Raw genomic sequence first — 20,152 nt, forward strand, 5'->3', positions numbered from 1 at the left:
GATGGTCAGCGGCCGGGTCCGAGGGGACCCGGTCCGACCGGTCCCGGTCCGACGGGTCCGGGACCCACCGGGCCGACCACGCCGCCCACGCCGACCGGACCGACCGGTCCCACAACGGGATTCGCCGGGTCGACGTACACCGTCACCGGGGCGCACTGATGGATCGCGGCTTCCCAGTAGGTGCCCTCGGGGCACACCGGGTCCTGCGCCTGCGCGACCGCCGGCGCCGACAGCGCTGCGGCTGCCGCAGCGATCGCAGCGACCGCGCCCGATCTGACCTTCCCCGTCATGACACACCCCTTGCCGTGAAGATGATCGCTCGCCGTCTTGACAACGGTGTCGAACTCCAGCCTGACACGCACGGATGGGGTTGCGCGGCCTTTTGCTGCGGTCCGACCGGCAGCGCTGCGTCGTACCCTGCGACCATGACCACACTGACCGACGCCGTTGCGCTCGCGCGGGAGGACAACGGCCTGGCCGTCGTGTCGACGTTGCGGGCGGACGGCACCATCCAGTCGTCTCTGATCAACGCCGGCGTCCTCGCTCATCCCGCGACCGGCGAACCGGTGCTGGCCTATGTCACCTACGGCAGGGTCAAGCTGGCCAACCTGCGGGCGCGCCCGCAGACGGCGGCGACGTTCCGGCGGGGCTGGCAGTGGGCCACCGTCGAGGGACGGGCCGAACTGGCCGGCCCCGACGACCCGCAGCCCTGGCTCGACTCCGAGCAGGCGCTGGCGCGCCTGCTGCGGGATGTCTTCACCGCCGCCGGCGGCACCCACGACGACTGGGACGCCTACGACGCGACGATGCGCGAACAACGTCGCGTCGCCGTCCTGGTGGCCCCGACCCGCATCTACGGCAACGGCTGAGTCCCGTCAGACGCTGCCTCCGAGAGACGCTCCGTCATTGAAGAGGTCGTGGACCTCTCGGCCGACCGCGAGACCCAGCGGCACCCCGCCGACGTTGTGCGCGGGGTTGCGGGGGATCCCGTCGAACCGCCAGTGCACGCCGAGGTAGACGCGACTCACCGAGTTCTCCCACACCGGTTCGACGAAGTTCCGGAACGTGACCGGCGTGTAGGCCCGCACCGAGCCGTCGGGGTCTGTGGAGATCCCGTTCAATTCGTCGGACACGAACGTGAACGTCTCGGCCGGGATGGGAGCCGAATTCCCCGTTTCGACGTCGAGCACGTCGGCAACCGTGATCGGGTTCGGCGCGGTGGCAAGACCCAAACGCAGCACCTGCATGACCGCCGCTCCGAAGGTGGCGTGACCGGACGGGTACGCGGGGAACGGTGGCGTCGTGGTACCGCGCGCAGAATTGGTCTGCGGCGCGCCCAGCGGCGCCCAGAACGGGTCGCGGTGCGGCGCGGCCTCGGCGCGGATGCCGACCACGGGACGCCACAGGTTGTTGACGTACTTGTGATGCCAGGCGTCGATACCTGCATCGGCCATCGCGACGTTCAGCACGGCGAACAGCTCTGCAGTCCGACGCAAGGGCAGCATCTTGATCGCCACGATCTCGCGGGCGATCTGGTTGTAGAGCCGCGGCGGCACGCCGAGATTGTTGGCACCGTCGTAGCCCCAGTAGACACCGATCCGTTCCTGCTCCGGCGTGCGAGACCGTCGCTGCGCCGAGCCGAAGTCCCGGACCTCCTCGAAGTCGTCCTTGTAGTCGGGATCAGTGAGGTAGTTGGTCTGACCGTTGCCGGGAAACATGTCGAGGGGCTGGTGCGCCGCACCGGCGAAGCGCGTCACATTCCCCCACACCGATCCGAGTCGCGCCTGACCCGGCGTGTAGGGGTCGGCGCGGTGCTGACCGTAGACGGGCATCGGCAGCTGCGGCGTGCTGATCGCGACGTCCGAACCGTCCCCGGCGCGCAGCGCGATGATGGCGTCGGCCACCTTCGTTCCACTGCCGAAAGCTCCGGCGTTGGAGGAGCCGACCGCATCGTCGAACATCGGCGCGTAGGCCGGATAGAGATGCTTGAGCATGGTGACCGCAGCTCCCGCGACGACGTCGTCCAGCGGTCCGCTCACAGCGACTGCGGGCTGCCCCTTTTTCGTCAGGTAGGCGGCCGCCGCGTTACCCGTGGGGTGGAGCGCGATCGCGTCATGGATGGCGAGATGCGCCATGGCCATCGCCCGCGACGTGCGGATCGGGCCGGGCTGCTGATTGTTGACGTACCCCTTGGTGAAATCGCGCCTCGACGCTTCGAGAAGAACCGAGTTCCAGTACAGAACGCTGTTCATGAGAAACCTCCCCTGAGTGGGTGGTGACGCGGATGCGTCACTCAGGGAGGACGTTATGGACGCTTAGAGACGCCGCAACGCGTAGTGCGATACCTCTTTTCAGGCTCGCACCACGCGCTGCGGACAGGTACTCGTGAAGTGATCAGACCTTCTGCGCCGAGAGCTTCCGGTACTCCAGCACCGTGTCGATGATGCCGTACTCCTTGGCCGCCTCGGCGGTCAGGATCTTGTCGCGATCGGTGTCCTTGCGGATCACCTCGGGCGGCTTACCGGTGTGCCGTGCGAGGGTCTCCTCCATCAGCGTGCGCATGCGCTCGATCTCCGCGGCCTGGATCTCCAGATCGGAGAACTGCCCCTGGATCACGCCACCGAGGGCGGGCTGGTGGATCAGCACGCGGGCGTTGGGCAGCGCCAGGCGCTTGCCCGGCGTACCGGCGGCCAGCAGCACCGCGGCGGCCGAGGCGGCCTGACCCAGGCAGACGGTCTGGATGTCGGCCCGCACGTACTGCATGGTGTCGTAGATCGCCATCAGGCTGGTGAACGAGCCGCCCGGCGAGTTGATGTACATGGTGATGTCGCGGTCCGGATCCAACGACTCGAGGACCAGCAGCTGGGCCATGATGTCGTTGGCCGACGCGTCGTCGACCTGCACGCCGAGGAAGATGATGCGTTCCTCGAACAGCTTGTTGTACGGGTTCGATTCCTTGACGCCGAAGCTCGAGTGCTCGATGAACGACGGCAGGATGTAGCGCGCCTGAGGCTGCACGCGGGGGTCCAGGGACGGGTGAATGTTGTCGGTCATTTGTCGATTCCTGCTCCCGGTCCGTCGCCGTTGATGGTCACGCTGGTGATGATGTGATCGACGAAGCCGTACTCGAGAGCCTCCTGAGCGGTGAACCAACGGTCGCGGTCCGAGTCGGCCTCGATGCGTTCGATCGTCTGCCCGGTGAATTCCGCGTTCAGGCGGAACATCTCCTTCTTGATCGAGGCGAACTGTTCGGCCTGGATGGCGATGTCCGCGGCGCCACCGGTGATGCCGCCAAGCGGCTGGTGCATCAGGATGCGGGCGTGCGGCAGTGCATAGCGCTTGCCCTTGGTGCCGGCGGCGAGCAGGAACTCGCCCATCGACGCTGCCATGCCCATCGCATAGGTCGCCACATCGCAGGGCGCGAGCACCATGGTGTCGTAGATCGCCATGCCGGCGCTGATCGAGCCGCCGGGCGAGTTGATGTAGAGGTGGATGTCCTTGGTCGGGTCCTCGGCCGAGAGCAGCAGGATCTGCGCGCACAGCCGGTTGGCGATGTCGTCGTCGACCTGGGAGCCGAGGAAGATGATGCGCTCGGACAGCAAGCGCTCATAGACCGAGTCGACAAGGTTGAGGCCCGATGAGGCGCCACGCATGTCAGTCACGACTGGATACCTGCTTTCTTCTGTGTACTTCCGACGCGGTGACCGGTCTTACGAACGACACTAACCAACGCGCGCCGCCGGGGAGTCCCCAGACGACGCGCGTTCGCTCACAGCATCACTTGGCGTCGTCGTCCTCGGCGGCCGCGGTGTCGTCGGCGGCGTCCTCGGCGGTGTCCTCGGTGACGTCCTCGGCGGTGTCGTCGTCAGCGTCGTCGGCGGCGATCTGATCGTCGTCCGCCGCCTGCTCCCCGGAGGGACCGAAGAACTCGGCGGTGTCGATCTCGGTGCCGTCGGTGTCCTTGACGGTGGCGCCGTGCACGACGGCGGCCACGGTGAGGCCGCGGCGGACGTCGGCGAACATCGCCGGCAGCTGGTTGTTCTGCTGCAGCATCTGCAGCAGCTGCTGCGGCTCGAGGCCGTACTGGCGCGACATCAGCACCAGCCGCTCGGTCAGGTCGTTCTGGCCGACCTGGATGTCGAGCTTGTCGGCGATCGCGTCCATCAGCAGCTGGGTCTTGATGGCCTTCTCCGCATTGCTGCGGTTGTCGGCGTCGAACTCCTCGCGGCTGCTGCCCTGCTCGGCGAGCGACTCGGCGAAGCGGTCCTCGTCGTGGTCGAGGCCGTGGATGGCGTTGTGCAGCGTGTCGTCGACCTGGGCCTGCACCACCGCCTCGGGCAGCGGGACCTCGACCTGGGTCAGCAGCTCCTCGATGGCCTTGTCGCGGATGGCCTCGGCCTGCTGAACCCGCTTGACGCGCTCGACCTTCTCGCGCAGGTCCGACTTCAGCTCGTCGATGGTGTCGAATTCACTTGCCAGCTGCGCGAATTCGTCGTCGAGCTCGGGCAGCTCGCGCACCTTGATCGACTTGACGGTGACGGTCACCTCGGCCTCCTGGCCGGCATGCTCGCCGGCGACCAGGGTGGTGGTGAAGGACTTCGACTCGTCCTCCTTCAGCCCGATGATCGCCTCGTCGAGACCCTCGATCAGCTGACCGGATCCGATCTCGTGCGAGAGGCCCTCGGTCTTCGCCTCGGGCACGTCCTCGCCGTCGACGGTGGCCGACAGGTCGATGGAGACGAAGTCGCCGTCCTCGGCCGGCCGGTCCACGCCGGTGAGAGTGCCGAACCGCTTCTGCAGCGCCTCGATCTCAGCGTCGACGTCCTCGTCGGTGACGCTGACGGGGTCGACGGTGATCGTCAGCGCCGACAGGTCGGGCAGGTCGATCTCGGGGCGGACGTCCACCTCGGCGGTGAAGACCAGCTCCTCGTTGTCTTCGAGCTTGGTCACCTCGATCTCGGGCTGGCCGATGGGCTGCAGCGACTCGGAGGTGATGGCCTCGCTGTACCGGGCCGGCAGCGCGTCGTTGACGACCTGCTCGAGCACGGCGCCGCGGCCGACGCGGGCCTCGAGCAGCTTGCGGGGCGCCTTGCCGGGACGGAACCCGGGCAGCCGGATCTGCTTGGCCAGCTGCTTGAAGGCGCGGTCGATGTCGGGTTCGAGCTCGGCGAAGGGCACCTCCACGTTGATGCGCACCCGGGTCGGGCTCAACTTCTCGACGGTGCTCTTCACGTTGGTACTCCTCTATTGCTTTCGTGTGATGGGGTGGAGCTGGTCGGGGTGACAGGATTTGAACCTGCGGCCTTCCGCTCCCAAAGCGGATGCGCTACCAAGCTGCGCTACACCCCGGTCGTCGCAGCCACTCACGTTATGCGCGCAGCGCCAGACCACCGGCGATCCTACGTCCTGACCTCACCGAAGCCACATCCAGATGTCGATTGGATTCGGAATGGGCGGGGCCGGTATCCTCTGCCGGTACTGTCAGCCGTGCAGCACATGCGGGCGTAGCTCAATGGTAGAGCCCTAGTCTTCCAAACTAGCTACGCGGGTTCGATTCCCGTCGCCCGCTCCACCAGGCGCCGAATCGTCGGCGCCATGTCAGTACAATCCTTGGTACGTCACCCGGCTGACGTGCAGGTGCGGCACGTGGTCAGCAGTCCCCGGCCGGTCGGGGAAGTCGAACACCCCGAGGATCAGAAACATCGGATAGTCGGGCGACTGATCGGTCGTCCGGGTCGTCACGCCGTCGATGGCGAACTCCACCGAACCGGGAGCCCAGTGCACGGAGTAGGTGTGCTCCCGCTCGATGTCGATGTCCTGCGGGTCCGCGGAGAAGTCTTCGCGCAGGGCCGGATCCCGGAACCGGTGTATCCCCTGCCCGACGGCGGCTCGGCCGTCGACCACCGAATCGCCGAAGACCTCCATCACGCAGATCTCGCCACACCGCTCGGGCTGGTCCTCGAGCCCGACCATCCATGCCGAGAACATCGACCGCGGGCTCAGCTGCGCCGAGCAGGTGACCGAGAGTGTGCCGAAATGCGGAACGAAGCCGAGGACGGTCGGCTGCTCCTCGCGCACGAGCAGACCCTCCCGGAACGGCTGGGGTGCGTCGGTCGAGCCGACCGGCCCCGAGCGGTTCGCGCTCTGGATCGCCGACACCCGCAACGGTCCGTCGTGCAGATCGGCACACCACAGTCCCTGCGTGGATGGGATGAAGAGATCGAGACCCTCGGGTCCCACGTCGTAGGTCGCCGAAGCCTCGGCGTGTGAACTCCACGCGGGCAGGTACGACGTCGTCCAGACAGCGACGTCGAGGTCGGTGAAGCGTTTGTCGAATTCCGCTGCCGCCATGGCCGGACACTAACCACAGCCACCGACATACTCAGGTGTCCCCGAGGTCGTCCTTCCCGATGTCGGTGGGCCGATCCCCGGCCGACACCACCTCCGCGGCGCCCGTCCACCGGTCGCTGGCCGCCGTGTGGATCGCGGCGTTGGCTTCCGCGGTCTCGCGGTCGGCGTACGGCGGTTCGATGGGTTTGCGTTCGCCGTCGACGACGTGCACGACCATCCAGCCACGATCGGTCTGCTCCACCTCGATCGTGACGGACTGCGGATTGCCCTCAGGGATACTCATCTCTGCCGCATACCCCCCTGCGACCTGCACGAAAAGCAATTCACGCCGGCGCCAATTCTGCTATTTGTTAACTCGCCTACGAAAGACGTCGCGCTGCGTGCGACGACCCCTCCGCGACTGCTTCCGTCGGTGCGGGAGGGGGCGCGCGGTGGACTGCGGGATGCGATGACCGCCGGCGGGGAACGTCAGCTGTTCCTGCCGTTGTGGGTGATGATGGTGGGCTTCCTGCTGGTCGTGGTCGACGCCACCGCCATCGCCGTCGCCAGCCCGGTCATCCGGGAGACCTTCGGCGTCGATCACCACTCCGTCATCTGGGTGAGCAGTGCCTACCTGCTCGCGTTCGCGGCGCTGCTGCTGCTCGGCGGCCGACTCGGTGACCGGTACGGGCCCAGGAACCTCTACCTGCTCGGGCTGGCCGTGTTCGCCGCGGCGTCGGTCTGGTGCGGTCTGTCCACGTCGATCGACATGCTCATCGTGGCCCGTCTCGTCCAGGGTGTCGGCGCCGCGCTGATCACGCCGCAGATCCTGACCACCATCACCCGCACCTTCCCGCCCGAGCGGCGCGGTGTCGCGATGGCGGTCTGGGGCGCCACGGCCGGCGTGGGCATGTTCGCGGGACCGCTGGTCGGCGGCGTGCTCGTCGACACGTGGGGGTGGCCGTGGATCTTCTTCGTCAACGCACCGGTCGGCGCGGCCGGGGTGATCTCGGCCGCCGCTCTCATCCCTGCGACCCCCGGCCGGCGGCATCACCTGGACCTGCCGGGTGCGCTGCTGTCCGCGGTCGGCATCGGTCTGCTGGTGTTCGGCCTCCAGGAGGGCCAGCACGAGGGCTGGTCCCTGCCGATCTGGGGCGTGATCGCCGGCGGCACGGTGCTGATCGCCGCGTTCGTGTCCTGGCAGGCGGTGCAGCGCGACGAGCCACTCATCCCGCTGAGCCTCTTCCGGCATCGCGACTTCGTCCTGTCCAACGCCGGGATCGTGCTGGTGAGCGTCGCCTTCGTCGCATTCGCGGTTCCCCTGATGTTCTACCTGCAGGAGGTCTGCGGACTGCCGCCGACGCGCGCCGCGCTGCTGGTCGCCCCGATGGCGATCGCCACCGGCTTGCTGGCCCCCGTGGTCGGGAGGATGGTCGATCGCTCGCAGGCGCGGCCCATCGTCGCCGCGGGCTTCCTCGCGTTGGCCGTGGGACTGCTCTGGCTCTCGCGGGAGATGACCCCGGCCACCCCGGTCTGGCGGCTCCTGCTCCCGCTCACCGTGATGGGCGCCGCAGGGGCGTTGACGTGGGAACCGTTGTCGGTCATCGCCTCTCGCACGCTGCCGCCCGAGCTGGCGGGCGCGGGGTCGGCGATGTGCAACACCTCGCGGCAAATCGGTGCGGCACTCAGCAGTGCAGGCGTCGCGGCACTGATGACCGCACTGCTGGGCAGCGAGCCTTCGGCGATCGCCGGGCCGGCCGGCGGCGCGGCGGCACTGTCGGGCTCGGCGCGCGCGTCGTTGGCCGCCGCGATGGCCGAGTCGATGCTGTTGCCGGCGTCTGCCGCGGCGTTGGGTGCGGCGACGGCGCTGTTCCTGACCGGCCGAGCGCGATCCGATCTGGGTTACCGGTTCCGAAGGGATGTGAGCGTCGCACCATGACCGCCGTTGCCAGCACTCCTGGACCGACGCTCCACACAGCGGAGTCACTCGACGACGACGCGCTGCGCACCCTGCTCGCCTATCCCGAAGGCCTGCGCGCCCCGCTGCTGCGGGCGAACTTCATCGCCAGCATCGACGGCGCGGTCACGTTCGACGGCTCGGGACGCAAGCTGGGCACCGCCACGGATCGGCGGGTGTTCCGACGCCTGCGCGACGTCGCGGACGTGGTGCTCGTCGGCGCCTCGACTGCTACGGCGGCGCCCTACGTCGACATGAGCATGAGCATCGAGGCCCAGGCTTGGCGGCTGGCCCACGGGCTGCCTCCGATCCAGCCTGTCGCGGTCGTGTCCGGTCGCGGAGTGGTGCCGCCGGCCCTGCTCCACGCGACCGTGCCGCCGATCGTGCTGCTCTCCTCCGGGGCAGATCGGGATGCCCGAGAGGCACTTCGGCAGTCGGCGGCACGCGTCGTCGAACTCCCTGGGCCACAGGTCAGTTCCGCCGCCATCCGTACGGCACTGGGTGAGATGGGACTGCTGCGGGTGCTCGTCGAGGGCGGCCCGACGCTGTTCTCGCGCCTGGTGGCCGACGGTGAGATCGACGAACTCTGCCTGACCACCAGCCCCATGATGGTGGTGGGCCCCGCCCGTCGAATCGCGGCATCCGAACGCCACACCCCGGTGCCCATGGTGCGCCGCGGCATCCTGACCGGCGACGACGGCACCGTCATCATCCGGTGGGCGCGGGCCTAACCGACACCGTCGAGCGCGTCCGTCTCGGTCTTGCCGATCCTGCCGATGACCTCGGGCCGTCGACGCGCCAGCACCAGGTACCACGCCAGGGCCGCGGCGATCGTGACCAGGAACAGGTACGGGATCACGTTGAGCGGAAAGGCCGGCTGCGGATAGACGTTGGCGAAGAACGTGTACGCCATGGCCACCACGGCCACGATCGCGGCCACCCACACCAGTCGATTCGGCTCAGCGGTGCGCCGGGTGTAGACGACGCAGGCGATGGCGACGAGCGCGTAGGCGACCATGTAGCCGTAGGTGCCGTAGGTGTCCACCCACACCACGATGTTCATCGGCGCCACGCCCGCGGCGAGCAGGATGATGTCCAGCACGATGGCGGCGGGCCCGGCGATGAGCAGCACCCGGTGTGGGGTGAGGTGGCTTTCGTGGGTGCGGCCGAACCGGTCCGGAACCACACCCTCCTTGCCCATCACGTACACGATCCGGCCGACCACGTTCAGCGGGGCGACGACCACCGCGAAGAACGACGCGCCGACGCCGAAGATCAGGATGGGGGTGAACCAGGAGGGCATCCCGATCATCTCCGAGATGTCCTGCAGAGGGTTCGCGCTCTCGGCCAGCTTGTCCTGCAGCACCGCGATCTGGGTGTAGGCGGCGAAGACGTACAGCACGCCGACGACCAGGGCGCTCCACATGATCGCCCGCGGAATCGCGGTGTACGGGTTGCGGGCCTCCCGGCCCAGCGCGTCAGCCGAGGAGAAGCCGACGAAACCGAGGATGCCGAGCACCATGCCGGTCGCGACCCCTTGCAGCGGAACGTCGGTCAGGGAGAACTGCGCCGGGTCCCACGCCGCCGGGCCGGCCCACACCAGGGCGAGGACGAGCAGCACGGTGATGATCGACACCGAGATCAATTCCAGCGTCAGTGACACGCGCGCAGAGAGTCGGATGCCGCGAATGGTGAACAGCGTGGCCAGCCCGCCGAGCACGATCGCCAGCAGGATCTGCCAGACCACGCCGGTTGCCGGAACGCCGAGCAGATTGAGGAAGTCGTTCATGTAGGAGACCGCACCGCCCAGAGATCCGGCGGTGATCCCCCAGCACCCGACCAGCAGCGCCACTCCCGCGAGATAGGCGCCGAACGGGCCGAGGCCTTTGGCGACATAGGTGTACAGCGATCCCGCCGAGGCGTTGCGCCGGGCGAAGACCACCACGCAGTAACCGACGGCCAGGATCGCCACCGTCGCCAGAGCGAACGACAGGATGGTGCCCTTGCCCGCGGACAGGTAGATCGCCGCCGCGGTGAAGGCGATGACGGCGCTCGGCGCGATGTTGGCGATGGCCTGGGCCGCCAACTCGGGTCCCGACATCACGCCGTGCCGTAGGCCGGCGTCCCGGGTGGTGTTCGTCGACGTGTTGGGTGAAGCGGTCATGAAGGACTCCGGCTCGAAAGTGGTTTCTGGTGAATGCTTTTCAGGGAACGAGCAGGGTGCGCAGTGCTTCGCCCGACTCCAGGTCGGCGAAGGCGGCCGCAGCCTCGTCGAGCGGCCGGCGCGCCCAGATGAGCGCGTCGAGCTTGAGCTGGCCGTCCATGTAGCGGTCGACCAGTGCGGGGATGTCGATCGACGGCCGTACGGATCCGTAATTGGACCCGAGGATGCGCTGATCGGCTTCGGCGAGAACCAGCGGTTCGAACGACGCCTTGGCCCCGGTCGGGGGAAGCCCGACGACGACGGCGGCACCGCCCAGACCCAGCATCCGGATCGCCTGTTCGGTGGTGCCGGTGTGCCCGAAGGCGTCGAACGCGTAGTCGACACCATCTGGGATCAGTTCGCGCAGTTGCTCTTCGGCGTCACCATGGGCAGCGTTGATGCGATCGGTCGCCCCGAACTGGGTCGCCAACCGGGTCTTGTCGTCGCGCACGTCGATCGCGACGATCCGTTCGGCCCCGGCGAGCTTGGCGCCTTGGATGACATTGAGTCCGACGCCGCCGCAACCGATGACGGCGACGGTCGCCCCGGGTTCGACGGCGGCGGTGTTCAGCACCGCGCCGACGCCGGTGGCCACTGCGCAGCCGACGACCGCGATGATGTCCAGCGGCGCATCCTCGCGGACCTTGACAGCCCCGGATGCGGGCACGATGACCTCCTCGGCGAACGAGGACACACCGAGGTAATGGTGCAGCGGTTGGCCGCCCATCCGCAGGCGCGAGGTGCCGTCGAACAACGTTCCTTTGGGGGCGACGACGGTCGCCACTTTCTGGCACCTGGCCTCGTGACCGGACCGGCAGTAGCGGCATTCGCCGCACGGCGGCACCCAGGACAGCACGACGTGGTCTCCGACGGCGAGGGTGGTGACGCCGTCACCCAGTTCGGTGACCACCCCGGAGCCCTCGTGGCCCATCACCAGAGGAGCGGGGGCGTCCCACTCTCCGCGTTTGACGTGCAGGTCGGAGTGGCACACCCCGGCCGCGGCGATCCGGACCCGGACCTCGCCGGCCTTGGGGCCGTCGAGATCGACGTCTGCGAACTCGATGGCGGTGGCGGGATCACGAAACACGACGGCTTTCACAGCACTCCTCGGACGTAGCGAACGCCACGAATCGTATGAATCGGGAACCTGCGGCGGCAGTGGCAATAGTTGTGGATCTGAGTGAAAGATCCACCAACTCGTACACTGCGCGGGTGGTCTATGACGTGCGAGCGGTTGCCGAGTACCTGGGCGGGGACCTGGCCGTCGGGAGCATCGACGCCGCGGCGCCGGTGGAGTCGGTGATCGTGCTCGACGACCTGGTCGTGCCCAGTTCCCCGGGTCACGCCACGCTGACGGTCGGGCCGTCCTCGATGTGGATCGAGGCGGTCGCCCACGGCCGGCAGCCTCTTGCCGGTTGCGTCGCGGTGATCGCGGACGGATCTGTCGATCGGGCCACCCGCGACGCATTGACCGATCGGGTGACGGCCGTGCACGTGCCCGGGCAACTCAGCGAGGTGGTGTATCCGAAGTTGACCGCGCTGATCGCCGGGGATCAGGCCGCCGAGGACCGACGGGTGACCACCGGCATCAAGGTGCTCACCCAGGTTGCCCGCCGCGGCGGGGTCGTGGCGGTGGTCGCCGAACTCGCCCATCGCATCGACGGATGGGCGGTCCTGCTCGATGCTCGCGGCGAGGTGATCACGACAGCCGGCGCGGGCAGCCTGCATGTGCGCGACGCCGTCGCGGCCGCCCTCGGCCGACGGGTCCGGATCCGTCATCCCGGGCTGCAGATCCACCCCGTCGGGCAGGGCGAGGACGTCAGTGCCCATCTGGTGATCGGCGCCCGCGGGTCGACCAGCCGAAGCCGGGATCTCGCGTCGCAGGTCGCCGCGCTGTTGGATCTGGTGCTGCACACCGCCGACCACCCCAGAACGGAACGGCTGGGCCGTGAGGTGATGATGTCGACCCTGTTGCGTGGCGGCCCCGACGCGAGGAACCTGTTGCGGCGCTGGGGAGTTCACGAACCCTCCTTGACGGCGTTCGCGGTCGCTTCCCGGTCACGGGCAATCGATGCCGAGCGGCTGGGCATCCGTTGGCTCGACGAACTCGGCGCCGTCCACGTGCTGTCCGCCGAGAAGGGTCGCGTGGTCGGCTTCATCGGCGACGAGCAGGCCGACGATCTCGCCCTTCTGGTCGAAGGCCTCGCCACGGAGGCGGGCATGCCGTTGCGCCTGGGCCTGGGCTCACCGGCCAAGGTGGAGAGGCTGGCAGGCTCCGCCGCAGAGGCCAGGCAGGCGCTCGAGATCGCCGTCGTCGATTCGCGGCCGGTCGTCTGGTACCGATCCCTGACGACGGTGTCCAACGTTCTCGACCAGCTCGACGAGAGCGCGACCGCCCGCATCGCGGCGGTACTCGACCCGCTGCGCGACGACGCCGGCCGGCACGGGCCGCTCACCCGCACCCTCGAGGTGTATCTGTCCGAACACGGCGCCTGGGGGGCCACCGCCGCTCGACTGCAGATCCACCGGCAGACGTTGGCCACGCGGATCCGCCGCGCCGAGGCGCTCACGGGTCTCTCGATGTCCAGTCCCGACGATCGAGCCGCGGCCTGGCTGGCCATCCGGGCGTTGAAGAGTCCCGGTTCGGTGCCGCGAGACTGACCGCGACACATGCCTGTACCTGATCGAGAGGGGCAAGGTATGCGTCTGTCGTCACAACGGCAGCCCACCGCGACAACCCACCCCACAAAACGGTTGCATAGCAAAGGATTCCATGTTGCGCACCGGGCGGTGCGATGGTGGAGTTCCGTGAGACCGACGGCACCAATCAGTGCGGGCTCGACATCTCCGGGGAATCCCCGCTCATCGACGAACTCGCCGAGATCCCCGCGCACGCGCGGCCGGCCACCGCGACCACCGACCCCTGCAAACGTATCCGGGGGCAGCCGGTTGCTGTCGGTACGCTGTGAGCCATGGAAGGCGTACTTCTCATCCTGATCGTGATCGTCGTCGCGGCCATCGGCATCGCCGTGTACGCGTCGTCGAAGGCGTCCGGTCAGCGCAACGCCGCGTCGCTGGCCGACGCGAAGGCCGACGCGCGCCGGCTCATCGAACGGCTCGGCGGTCAGGTGTTCGCGTTGAGCGGAACCGACGACGCGTCCAAGCAGGCGCTCGCCGACGCCTCGGAGCGCTACACCGCGGCGTCGTCACAGATCGAGCAGGCGACGACGGTGCGTCAGGCGGCGCTCGCCAAGGAGAGTGCCATTGAAGGGCTCTACTACGTCCGCGCGGCCCGTACGGCGCTGGGCATGGATCCGGGGCCGGAGCTGGAGTCGCTGGCCGGGCAGCGCACGGCGGGGGCGGTGACCGAGGACCGCAGGGTCGAGTTCGACGGTCGGCAGATCGAGGCGTCCCCGACGCCCTCGCCACGCACCCCGAACTACTACCCGGGCGGGCGCGTGGCTGGGCGGCCCGTGCCGGCGGGATGGTATTCCGAACCCTGGTGGAAACCGGCACTGGTGGCGGGCGCCTGGGGCGTCGGCTCAGCCCTGCTGTTCAGCGCGATGTTCTCGGGGATGTCCGGAGTCGGTTACGACGCACAGGCTTTCGAGAACGGCTACGGTGACGGTTTCTCCGAGGGATTCGAGCAGGGTCAGCTCGACGGCGGCGGGGACGCCGGTGGCGGGGACGCCGGTGGCGGCTGGGACGGCGGTGGCTGGGACAACGGCGGCGGCGACTGGGGCGGTGGCGGCGACTTCGGCGGCGGAGACTTCGGCGGCGGCTTCGACTTCTAGAAGCGGCTCTCCAGTCGCGCGGACACCCCGGCCTCCTGCAGGTCGAGGCGCTCCAGCATGGCCCGCACCGCCTCGTCGTCGATCGTGCCGTCGTCACGCTCGGCGATGAGGGCAGCCCGCTGGGCCGACAGCACGTCGCGGTACAGCTGGGCGAACACCTCGGCGCGGGGCGTGTGCGTGTCCGGGTCGGGCATCGCGTCGGCGTCCTGGGAGTGCCGCTCTACGATGCCGCGGATCTCGGCGAGCACCCGCGGATCCAGTCCGGCAGGAGGATTCGCGCGGAACGCGGCGAGCACCTCCTCGGCGGCGTCGTGCACCACCCGCTCGGCCTTCTCGGTCTCGGCGACGGTGTAGGCCTGCTCGTCGTCCGATGACAGATCGAGCGGGCGGATCAGCAGCGGCAGCGTGGCCCCCTGCAGCAGAAGCGTTCCCACACTCACCACGAACGCGATCGCCTGGATCGTCGCCCGTTCGGGGAACGGCTCCCCCACCGACGTCGTCGCCGGGATCGCCGCCGCCGCAGCCAGCGTCACCACGCCGCGCATGCCGGTCCACGACACCACGACGTTCTCCTGCCAACTCAACGCGCGGTTGTCGATGCGCGAACGCCACCGCGGCGGAACGGCGCCGCGACGGCGCGTGCCCAGCGCGCCGCGACCGCCCTGATCGGGAATCGGTACGCTGAGCCGTTTTTCGACCTGACGCGACAGCACTCCCCTGCCGAACATCGCGAACACCGACAGCGGCCGGATGACGAGCACGATCACCAGGACGACGACGGATGCCACGGCCACCTCGACCAGCGATTCGTGGGCCTCGCGCAGATCCTCGAGGACGAAACGCAGATGCAGACCGATGTAGGCGAACACGAACGCCTCGAGCAGCACGTCGACCGAGTTCCACACGTACCGTTCCTGCAGGCGGGTCTGATATCCCGCGTCGACCGTGCCGCTGCCGACCACGAATCCGGCGACCACGACGGCCAGCACCCCGGAGGCGTGCACCTCCTCGGCGACGAGAAACGCCGCGAACGGCACCATCAGTCCCTGCACGGTTTCCAGCGCCGGATTGGCCAGCCGGCGCCGAATCCACAACGTCACGTACCCGAGCGCGGCACCGATCAGCGGACCCAGCACCGCGCTGTAGCCGAACAGCAGCACCGGGTTCTCGATGAAGGTGTGGCTGCCCGCGACCTGCGCGACCGCGACCGAGAACAACGCCAGCGCCGCCGCGTCGTTGATCAGGCTCTCCCCGGTCAGGATCGACATCACCTTTTTGGGCAGGCCCAGCTTGCGCCCGACCGCCACCGCAGTCACCGCGTCCGGCGGCGCCACGATCGCGCCCAGCACCAGCGCGGTGCCGAAGGTCAGCGGCACCACGACCAGCCACGAGGACACCAGCGCGACGGTGAACGCGGTGACGACGACCAGACCGACGCCGAGCCCGAGGATCGGTTTGATGTTGCGTAGGAACGTCGGGAACGAGAAGTCCAGCGCCGCGGAGTACAGCAGCGGCGGCAGCACCACCGACAGCAGGATGTGCGAGTCGAGCTCAGGCGCCTCGAATCCCGGCAGAAAGGACACCGCGATACCGACGACCACGATGATCAGGGCGGGCTCGAGTCCGCGCCGGTGCGCCACGGCGGTGACGACGATCGCTCCGACGACGACCAGGATCAGTTCCACCCGGCGATTCTCCCGGCTCCGCCGCCGGATCGCCCGCCGGACTCAGCTCTGGCAGGTGGGACACCAGAACAGGTTGCGCCCTTCGAGCACCTCGGTCCTGATCGGGGTGTCGCAGATCCGGCACGGGTCACCGGCGCGACGGTAGACGTAGGTGCGCGGGCGGCGCCGCCCGTAGGACGGCATACCGTGGTCGTCCTCGGGCCGGATGGTGATGATGCGCCCCTTGCGCACGCCGACGTTCATCAGCTCGACCAGGTCGGTCCACGCGTCCCCGAACTCGCCGTGGGCCATCTGCGTGCCGGGCCGGTGCGGGTCGATGCGGTGCCGGTAGAGCAACTCGTTGCGGTAGACGTTGCCGACTCCCGCAATCACGCTCTGATCCATCAGCAGCGCCCCGATCACGCGGCGCGACTTGCTGATCCGGGTCCACGCCGAGCTCGGATCGGCGTCCTTGCGTAACGGGTCGGGGCCCAGCCGGGCCAGGATCTCCGACACCTCCGCCTCGGTGACGATCTCGCAGGCGGTGGGGCCGCGCAGATCGGTGCCGCGTTCGGTGCCGATGATGCGCATGCGTACCTGCCCGACGGGTTCGGGCACCCCCGCGTCGACGGTGAAATCGGTGAACTTGCCGTAGAGGCCCAGATGCACATGGACGATGCGGGCGCCGCTGTAGTGGTGAAACAGGTGCTTGCCGTAGGCGCTGGCCTTCTCGAAGACGTGGCCGTTGACCGCGTCGGCGCCGTCGATGAACCGGCCCTGCGGACTGCTCACCGATACCCGCTGGCCCCGGAACATCCGCTGATGTTGCCGCGCCAACCGGTGCAGCGTGTGGCCTTCGGGCATCCCTAGGCGCCGGGCACCGGTGGGGCGATGTGCGTCTTCTCGAACTCCGACAGGATGTCGATGCGCCGCTGGTGGCGGGGAGCCTCCGACCACGCGGCGGAAAGGAACGCGTCGACGATCGCGAGCGCCTCTTCGGTGGTGTGCATCCGGCCGCCGATGCCGATCAGCTGCGCGTTGTTGTGTTCGCGGGCCAGCGCGGCTGTCTCGGTGCTCCACGCGAGTGCGCACCGGGCGCCGGGCACCTTGTTGGCGGCGATCTGCTCACCGTTGCCGGAGCCGCCCAGCACGATGCCCAGGCTGCCCGGATCCGCGACGGTGCGCTCGGCCGCCGCGATGCAGAACGCCGGGTAGTCGTCCTCGGCGTCGTAGCCGAACGCCCCGCAGTCGACGGGCTCGTGCCCGGCCGCCGTCAGGTGCTCGATGACGGCCTGCTTGAGCTCGTATCCGGCGTGGTCGGCCCCGAGGTAGACGCGCATGGCCGATACGGTAGCTCAGGCCACGGTGATCGCGTCCAGCCGTTCCTTGATGAACTCCGACGACGTCACCGGCGCCAGCCCGGCCACCTTCCCGACCGGCGGCTGCAGCGGCGTCACCACCGCGTCGTGGTTGGCCTCGTAGAAGTAGATGAGCGAGACCAGGTCCTCTTCGGGGGCGTGCGGCTGCGGCGGGAGCACCCGGTGCCGGCCCGACGGCCAGCGCCGCCCGCTCCAGTACTCCAGCAGGTCGCCGATGTTGACCGTCAGCGCCTCCGGGTCGTAGGGGGCGTCCTCCCAGCCCGCGGCGTCGGAGTACACCTGCAGGCCGCCGGCGCCGGGTTCGCGGTCCAGGATCGTCACCGTGCCGAAGTCGGTGTGCGGACCGATCCGGAACTGCCCGGGCTCGGGATCGCCGACGACGCTGACGGGCGGGTAGTGGTTGATGTTCATCGTCCACGTCGGCCGGCTCGCCATCGCCGCGAACGGATTCGCCGGCAGGTGCAGCGCATGGGCGAACAGAGCGAGCAGCTCGTCGGCGACGCGCCGCATCTGTGCGGTGTACCGGTCGACCAGGCGCTGCAGCGCGGGCACCTCGGCCGGCCACACGTTCGGCGCGAACCAGATCCGGTCGACATCGGGGTCGCCCGTGGCGGTTTCGGCGCCCAGGCTGAAGCTCTCCTTCAGATCCGGCGGTGTCTCGGTCCCCTCGGCGTACCCGTTGGCCTCGGCACCGGGCCCGATCCACCCGTGACCGCCGACCGGCACCGCGTAGCGGTCCTTGACCGACCCGGGCAGCGCGAAGAACTCCCGGGCGGCGGCCCGCACGTCGCGCGCGAGCGCGGGGTCCACACCGTGTCCGGTCACCAGGATGAAACCGGCGCGCTGCAGCCCGGCGTCCACGTCGGCCGCGACGGCGTCGGCGGCGGCCCCGCCTTGGCGCCACCGCGAAAGATCGATGCCGGCAATCACACTCATTCGCCGATGTCCTCCGCCCACAGATCCGGATGCGCGCCGATGAAGTCGGTCATCATCGCCACGCAGCGCTCGTCGTCGAGGACGGTGACCTCGACGCCGTGCTCGGCCAGCCACTCGTGCCCGCCGGTGAACGTCGCGCTCTCCCCGATCACCACCGCCCCGATGTTGAACTGGCGCACCAGTCCACTGCAGTACCAGCACGGCGACAGCGTGGTCACCATGACCGTCGACCGGTAGCCGCGCTGACGGCCCGCGTTGCGGAACGCGTCGGTCTCGGCGTGGATCGACGGATCGTCGCGCTGCACCCGCTGGTTGTGCCCGCTGCCCAACAGTGTGCCGTCGGCGGAGAACAGCGCCGCTCCGATCGGAATACCGCCTTCGGCCAACCCTTTTCGGGCTTCGTCGACGGCGACGTCGAGCATGGACTGCGGTGAGGTCATCGACTCTGCGTGACGATCGCGGGGCGGCACAGCACCCAGTATGCGGCCCCGGCCAACACGAACCCGACGAAGAACGTGATGTCGCCGAGCGCGGGCACCGCGGCCGCGACGAAGCCGACGAACTTCTCCTGGTTGGCGAACAGCAGCACCGACACCACCAGCCCGATCGCGAACGCGGCCAGCCCGCCCCAGTTGGTGTACGAGCGGTCGTAGAGCAGATGTGCGACGGGTCGCCCGCGGCGCAGGTACTGATCGGCGAACATCACCCCCAGCCACGGCCCCACCCAGTACGCGATGATCAGCAGGAAGGCCTCGTAACTGTGGGCGGCGTCGGGCAGCGCCCACCATGCGACGAGGAATCCGGCGATGCCGAAGAACACTGTCACCAGCGCGCGGGCGACGTGCGCGGGCAGCTTGATGCCGATGGTCACGAACGCCATCGCCCCGGAGTAGACGTTGATCGCGTTGGCCGCGATCGCCCCGACCGCGATGGCGAGCAGGGTCGCCTTGGCCAGCGGCGAGGCGAGCTCGGCGGTGAACGACCCCGTCGGGTCGGCGAGCGAGGCCTCGCCCGTCGTCACCGACGCCGCGCCCACCACTTCGAGCACCACGCACGCGGTGAACAGCCCTGCGGCGGCGAAGAATCCGGTGCGCGCGGGCGACACCGTCTTCGGCAGATACCGGGTGAAGTCGGCGGCGTACGGCGTCCAGCCCGCGGCGTAGCCGAACGACGTACCGACCGTCAGCAGGAACCCACCGAGACCGCCCACGCCGTCGGCGGCGGGGGCGGCGTTGCCGAGGTCGGCATGGGCGAAGATCGCCACCGACGCCGCGATGAAGATCACCGCGAGCACCGGGAAGGAGTACTTCTCGAATGCCTGCACCAGGTTGTGCCCGAAGAACGCCAGCACCGTCTGCGCGGCCACGATGATCACCAGGCCGGCCAGCGGCCCGAAACCGAACAGCGTCGAAAGGGCGAACGCTCCGCTGACGCTGTTGGTGGCGAACCAGCCGACGCCGGCGGTGACCGACATCAGCACCGCCGGAACGGCGTTGCCCTTGAACCCGAAAGCCAAGCGCGCCAACACCATCTGCGGCACCCCGTGCAACGGGCCGCGGGCGGACAGCACGTAGTGGGCGATCGCGCCCAGCCCCGTGCCGATCACCACGCCGGCGACCGCCTGCCAGAACGTCATCCCGAACGCGAGCACCGCGAGCATGCCGACGAAGATCGTCGCGAACTCGAGGTTGGGCGACGTCCACGTCCAGAACAACTGGCTGGGCCGGCCGTGGCGGTCCGCTTCGGCGATGTACTCGTTGCCGCCGGGTTCGACGGCGACGACCCGGTCCCGGTAGGTGCCGTCGGTGCTGCGTTCGGTGACTGTCACCGATCTACGGTGGGGGCGCCGCGGTCAACGCGCAACCGGACGAAACCCCCCGGAAACAAAC

The 20,152-nt window shown here is 68.9% G+C and carries 21 protein-coding genes and 2 tRNA genes; 7 read left to right on the forward strand and 16 right to left on the reverse strand.

What is annotated here, in order from left to right; all coding sequences use genetic code 11:
- Positions 1 to 5: 5 nt before the first annotated feature.
- Positions 6 to 290: a hypothetical protein gene (locus tag MCHLDSM_RS38640; protein ID WP_048473381.1), complete on the reverse strand. Its 285-nt coding sequence runs from the start codon at positions 288 to 290 to the stop codon at positions 6 to 8.
- Positions 291 to 425: 135 nt separating this feature from the next.
- Between MCHLDSM_RS38640 and MCHLDSM_RS28335 the strand changes: the two genes are divergently transcribed.
- The gene (locus tag MCHLDSM_RS28335) at positions 426 to 869 is read left to right on the forward strand and encodes a TIGR03618 family F420-dependent PPOX class oxidoreductase (protein ID WP_048473156.1); all 444 of its coding nucleotides are present in this window, start codon (positions 426 to 428) and stop codon (positions 867 to 869) included.
- Positions 870 to 875: 6 nt separating this feature from the next.
- Here the strand turns inward: MCHLDSM_RS28335 and MCHLDSM_RS28340 are convergent, their stop codons facing one another.
- The 5 genes from MCHLDSM_RS28340 to MCHLDSM_RS28360 all read right to left on the reverse strand — a co-directional run bounded on the left by MCHLDSM_RS28340 (position 876) and on the right by MCHLDSM_RS28360 (position 5,349).
- Positions 876 to 2,252 (reverse strand): vanadium-dependent haloperoxidase, encoded by a 1,377-nt coding sequence (locus tag MCHLDSM_RS28340; protein ID WP_048473157.1) that lies wholly within the window; start codon positions 2,250 to 2,252, stop codon positions 876 to 878.
- A gap of 142 nt (positions 2,253 to 2,394) precedes the next feature.
- Complete coding sequence (locus tag MCHLDSM_RS28345) at positions 2,395 to 3,054, reverse strand: ATP-dependent Clp protease proteolytic subunit (protein WP_048473158.1); 660 nt, start codon at positions 3,052 to 3,054, stop codon at positions 2,395 to 2,397.
- On the reverse strand, positions 3,051 to 3,662 hold the full coding sequence (locus tag MCHLDSM_RS28350; protein ID WP_082162111.1) for an ATP-dependent Clp protease proteolytic subunit: 612 nt from the start codon (positions 3,660 to 3,662) through the stop codon (positions 3,051 to 3,053). The genes MCHLDSM_RS28345 and MCHLDSM_RS28350 overlap by 4 nt, the downstream gene beginning before the upstream one ends.
- 115 nt (positions 3,663 to 3,777) lie before the next feature.
- Positions 3,778 to 5,232 (reverse strand): trigger factor, encoded by a 1,455-nt coding sequence (tig, locus tag MCHLDSM_RS28355; protein ID WP_048473159.1) that lies wholly within the window; start codon positions 5,230 to 5,232, stop codon positions 3,778 to 3,780.
- 40 nt (positions 5,233 to 5,272) lie between these two features.
- Positions 5,273 to 5,349 (reverse strand) — tRNA-Pro (locus tag MCHLDSM_RS28360).
- Positions 5,350 to 5,498: 149 nt separating this feature from the next.
- On the opposite strand from MCHLDSM_RS28360, the gene MCHLDSM_RS28365 reads away from it, so the two are divergent.
- Positions 5,499 to 5,572: transfer RNA gene (locus MCHLDSM_RS28365), tRNA-Gly, on the forward strand.
- A gap of 26 nt (positions 5,573 to 5,598) precedes the next feature.
- On the opposite strand, the gene MCHLDSM_RS28370 is transcribed toward MCHLDSM_RS28365, so the two are convergent.
- A complete protein-coding gene (locus MCHLDSM_RS28370) occupies positions 5,599 to 6,351 on the reverse strand; it encodes a glycoside hydrolase family 16 protein (RefSeq protein ID WP_048473160.1) in 753 nt (250 codons plus the stop codon).
- Between the two features lie 31 nt (positions 6,352 to 6,382).
- On the reverse strand, positions 6,383 to 6,634 hold the full coding sequence (locus MCHLDSM_RS28375; protein ID WP_048473161.1) for a hypothetical protein: 252 nt from the start codon (positions 6,632 to 6,634) through the stop codon (positions 6,383 to 6,385).
- Between the two features lie 165 nt (positions 6,635 to 6,799).
- On the opposite strand from MCHLDSM_RS28375, the gene MCHLDSM_RS28380 reads away from it, so the two are divergent.
- Together MCHLDSM_RS28380 and MCHLDSM_RS28385 are read left to right on the forward strand one after the other, a co-directional pair.
- A complete protein-coding gene (locus tag MCHLDSM_RS28380; protein ID WP_048473162.1) occupies positions 6,800 to 8,269 on the forward strand; it encodes a DHA2 family efflux MFS transporter permease subunit in 1,470 nt (489 codons plus the stop codon).
- Positions 8,266 to 9,018, forward strand: a complete 753-nt coding sequence (locus tag MCHLDSM_RS28385; RefSeq protein WP_048473163.1) for a dihydrofolate reductase family protein — start codon at positions 8,266 to 8,268, stop codon at positions 9,016 to 9,018. The genes MCHLDSM_RS28380 and MCHLDSM_RS28385 overlap by 4 nt, the downstream gene beginning before the upstream one ends.
- Here MCHLDSM_RS28385 and MCHLDSM_RS28390 read toward each other — a convergent pair.
- Positions 9,015 to 10,451: an APC family permease gene (locus MCHLDSM_RS28390; RefSeq protein WP_048473164.1), complete on the reverse strand. Its 1,437-nt coding sequence runs from the start codon at positions 10,449 to 10,451 to the stop codon at positions 9,015 to 9,017. The genes MCHLDSM_RS28385 and MCHLDSM_RS28390 overlap by 4 nt on opposite strands.
- Before the next feature lie 40 nt (positions 10,452 to 10,491).
- Positions 10,492 to 11,589, reverse strand: a complete 1,098-nt coding sequence (locus MCHLDSM_RS28395) for an alcohol dehydrogenase catalytic domain-containing protein (protein WP_048473165.1) — start codon at positions 11,587 to 11,589, stop codon at positions 10,492 to 10,494.
- A 113-nt stretch (positions 11,590 to 11,702) separates the two neighbouring features.
- Here MCHLDSM_RS28395 and MCHLDSM_RS28400 point away from each other — a divergent pair, with 113 nt between their 5' ends.
- The 3 genes from MCHLDSM_RS28400 (at position 11,703) to MCHLDSM_RS28405 (ending at position 14,284) form a co-directional block, all read left to right on the forward strand.
- Positions 11,703 to 13,151, forward strand: a complete 1,449-nt coding sequence (locus MCHLDSM_RS28400) for a PucR family transcriptional regulator (RefSeq protein ID WP_048473382.1) — start codon at positions 11,703 to 11,705, stop codon at positions 13,149 to 13,151.
- A gap of 137 nt (positions 13,152 to 13,288) precedes the next feature.
- Entirely contained in the window at positions 13,289 to 13,459 is a 171-nt protein-coding gene (locus MCHLDSM_RS38265; protein ID WP_156455025.1) for a hypothetical protein, read from the forward strand.
- Between the two features lie 3 nt (positions 13,460 to 13,462).
- The gene (locus MCHLDSM_RS28405) at positions 13,463 to 14,284 is read left to right on the forward strand and encodes a hypothetical protein (RefSeq protein WP_048473166.1); all 822 of its coding nucleotides are present in this window, start codon (positions 13,463 to 13,465) and stop codon (positions 14,282 to 14,284) included.
- Here the strand turns inward: MCHLDSM_RS28405 and MCHLDSM_RS28410 are convergent.
- Genes MCHLDSM_RS28410 through MCHLDSM_RS28435 form a run of 6 tightly spaced genes read right to left on the reverse strand, consistent with a single transcriptional unit; the run spans position 14,281 to position 20,091 of the window.
- Positions 14,281 to 15,969 carry a cation:proton antiporter gene (locus MCHLDSM_RS28410; protein ID WP_048473167.1) on the reverse strand — a complete coding sequence of 563 codons (1,689 nt, stop codon included), beginning with the start codon at positions 15,967 to 15,969 and terminating at the stop codon, positions 14,281 to 14,283. The genes MCHLDSM_RS28405 and MCHLDSM_RS28410 overlap by 4 nt on opposite strands.
- Before the next feature lie 42 nt (positions 15,970 to 16,011).
- Positions 16,012 to 16,812 (reverse strand): Fpg/Nei family DNA glycosylase, encoded by an 801-nt coding sequence (locus MCHLDSM_RS28415; RefSeq protein ID WP_048473168.1) that lies wholly within the window; start codon positions 16,810 to 16,812, stop codon positions 16,012 to 16,014.
- Between the two features lie 2 nt (positions 16,813 to 16,814).
- Positions 16,815 to 17,288, reverse strand: coding sequence for a ribose-5-phosphate isomerase (locus MCHLDSM_RS28420; protein WP_048473169.1), 474 nt, complete (start codon positions 17,286 to 17,288; stop codon positions 16,815 to 16,817).
- A 15-nt stretch (positions 17,289 to 17,303) separates the two neighbouring features.
- Positions 17,304 to 18,263, reverse strand: coding sequence for an isopenicillin N synthase family dioxygenase (locus MCHLDSM_RS28425; protein WP_048473170.1), 960 nt, complete (start codon positions 18,261 to 18,263; stop codon positions 17,304 to 17,306).
- Positions 18,260 to 18,703: a nucleoside deaminase gene (locus MCHLDSM_RS28430; protein ID WP_048473171.1), complete on the reverse strand. Its 444-nt coding sequence runs from the start codon at positions 18,701 to 18,703 to the stop codon at positions 18,260 to 18,262. The genes MCHLDSM_RS28425 and MCHLDSM_RS28430 overlap by 4 nt, the downstream gene beginning before the upstream one ends.
- Positions 18,700 to 20,091, reverse strand: a complete 1,392-nt coding sequence (locus tag MCHLDSM_RS28435; protein ID WP_048473172.1) for a purine-cytosine permease family protein — start codon at positions 20,089 to 20,091, stop codon at positions 18,700 to 18,702. The genes MCHLDSM_RS28430 and MCHLDSM_RS28435 overlap by 4 nt, the downstream gene beginning before the upstream one ends.
- Positions 20,092 to 20,152 lie beyond the last annotated feature (61 nt).

This window comes from Mycolicibacterium chlorophenolicum (assembly GCF_001044235.1).
Lineage (GTDB): Bacteria > Actinomycetota > Actinomycetes > Mycobacteriales > Mycobacteriaceae > Mycobacterium > Mycobacterium chlorophenolicum.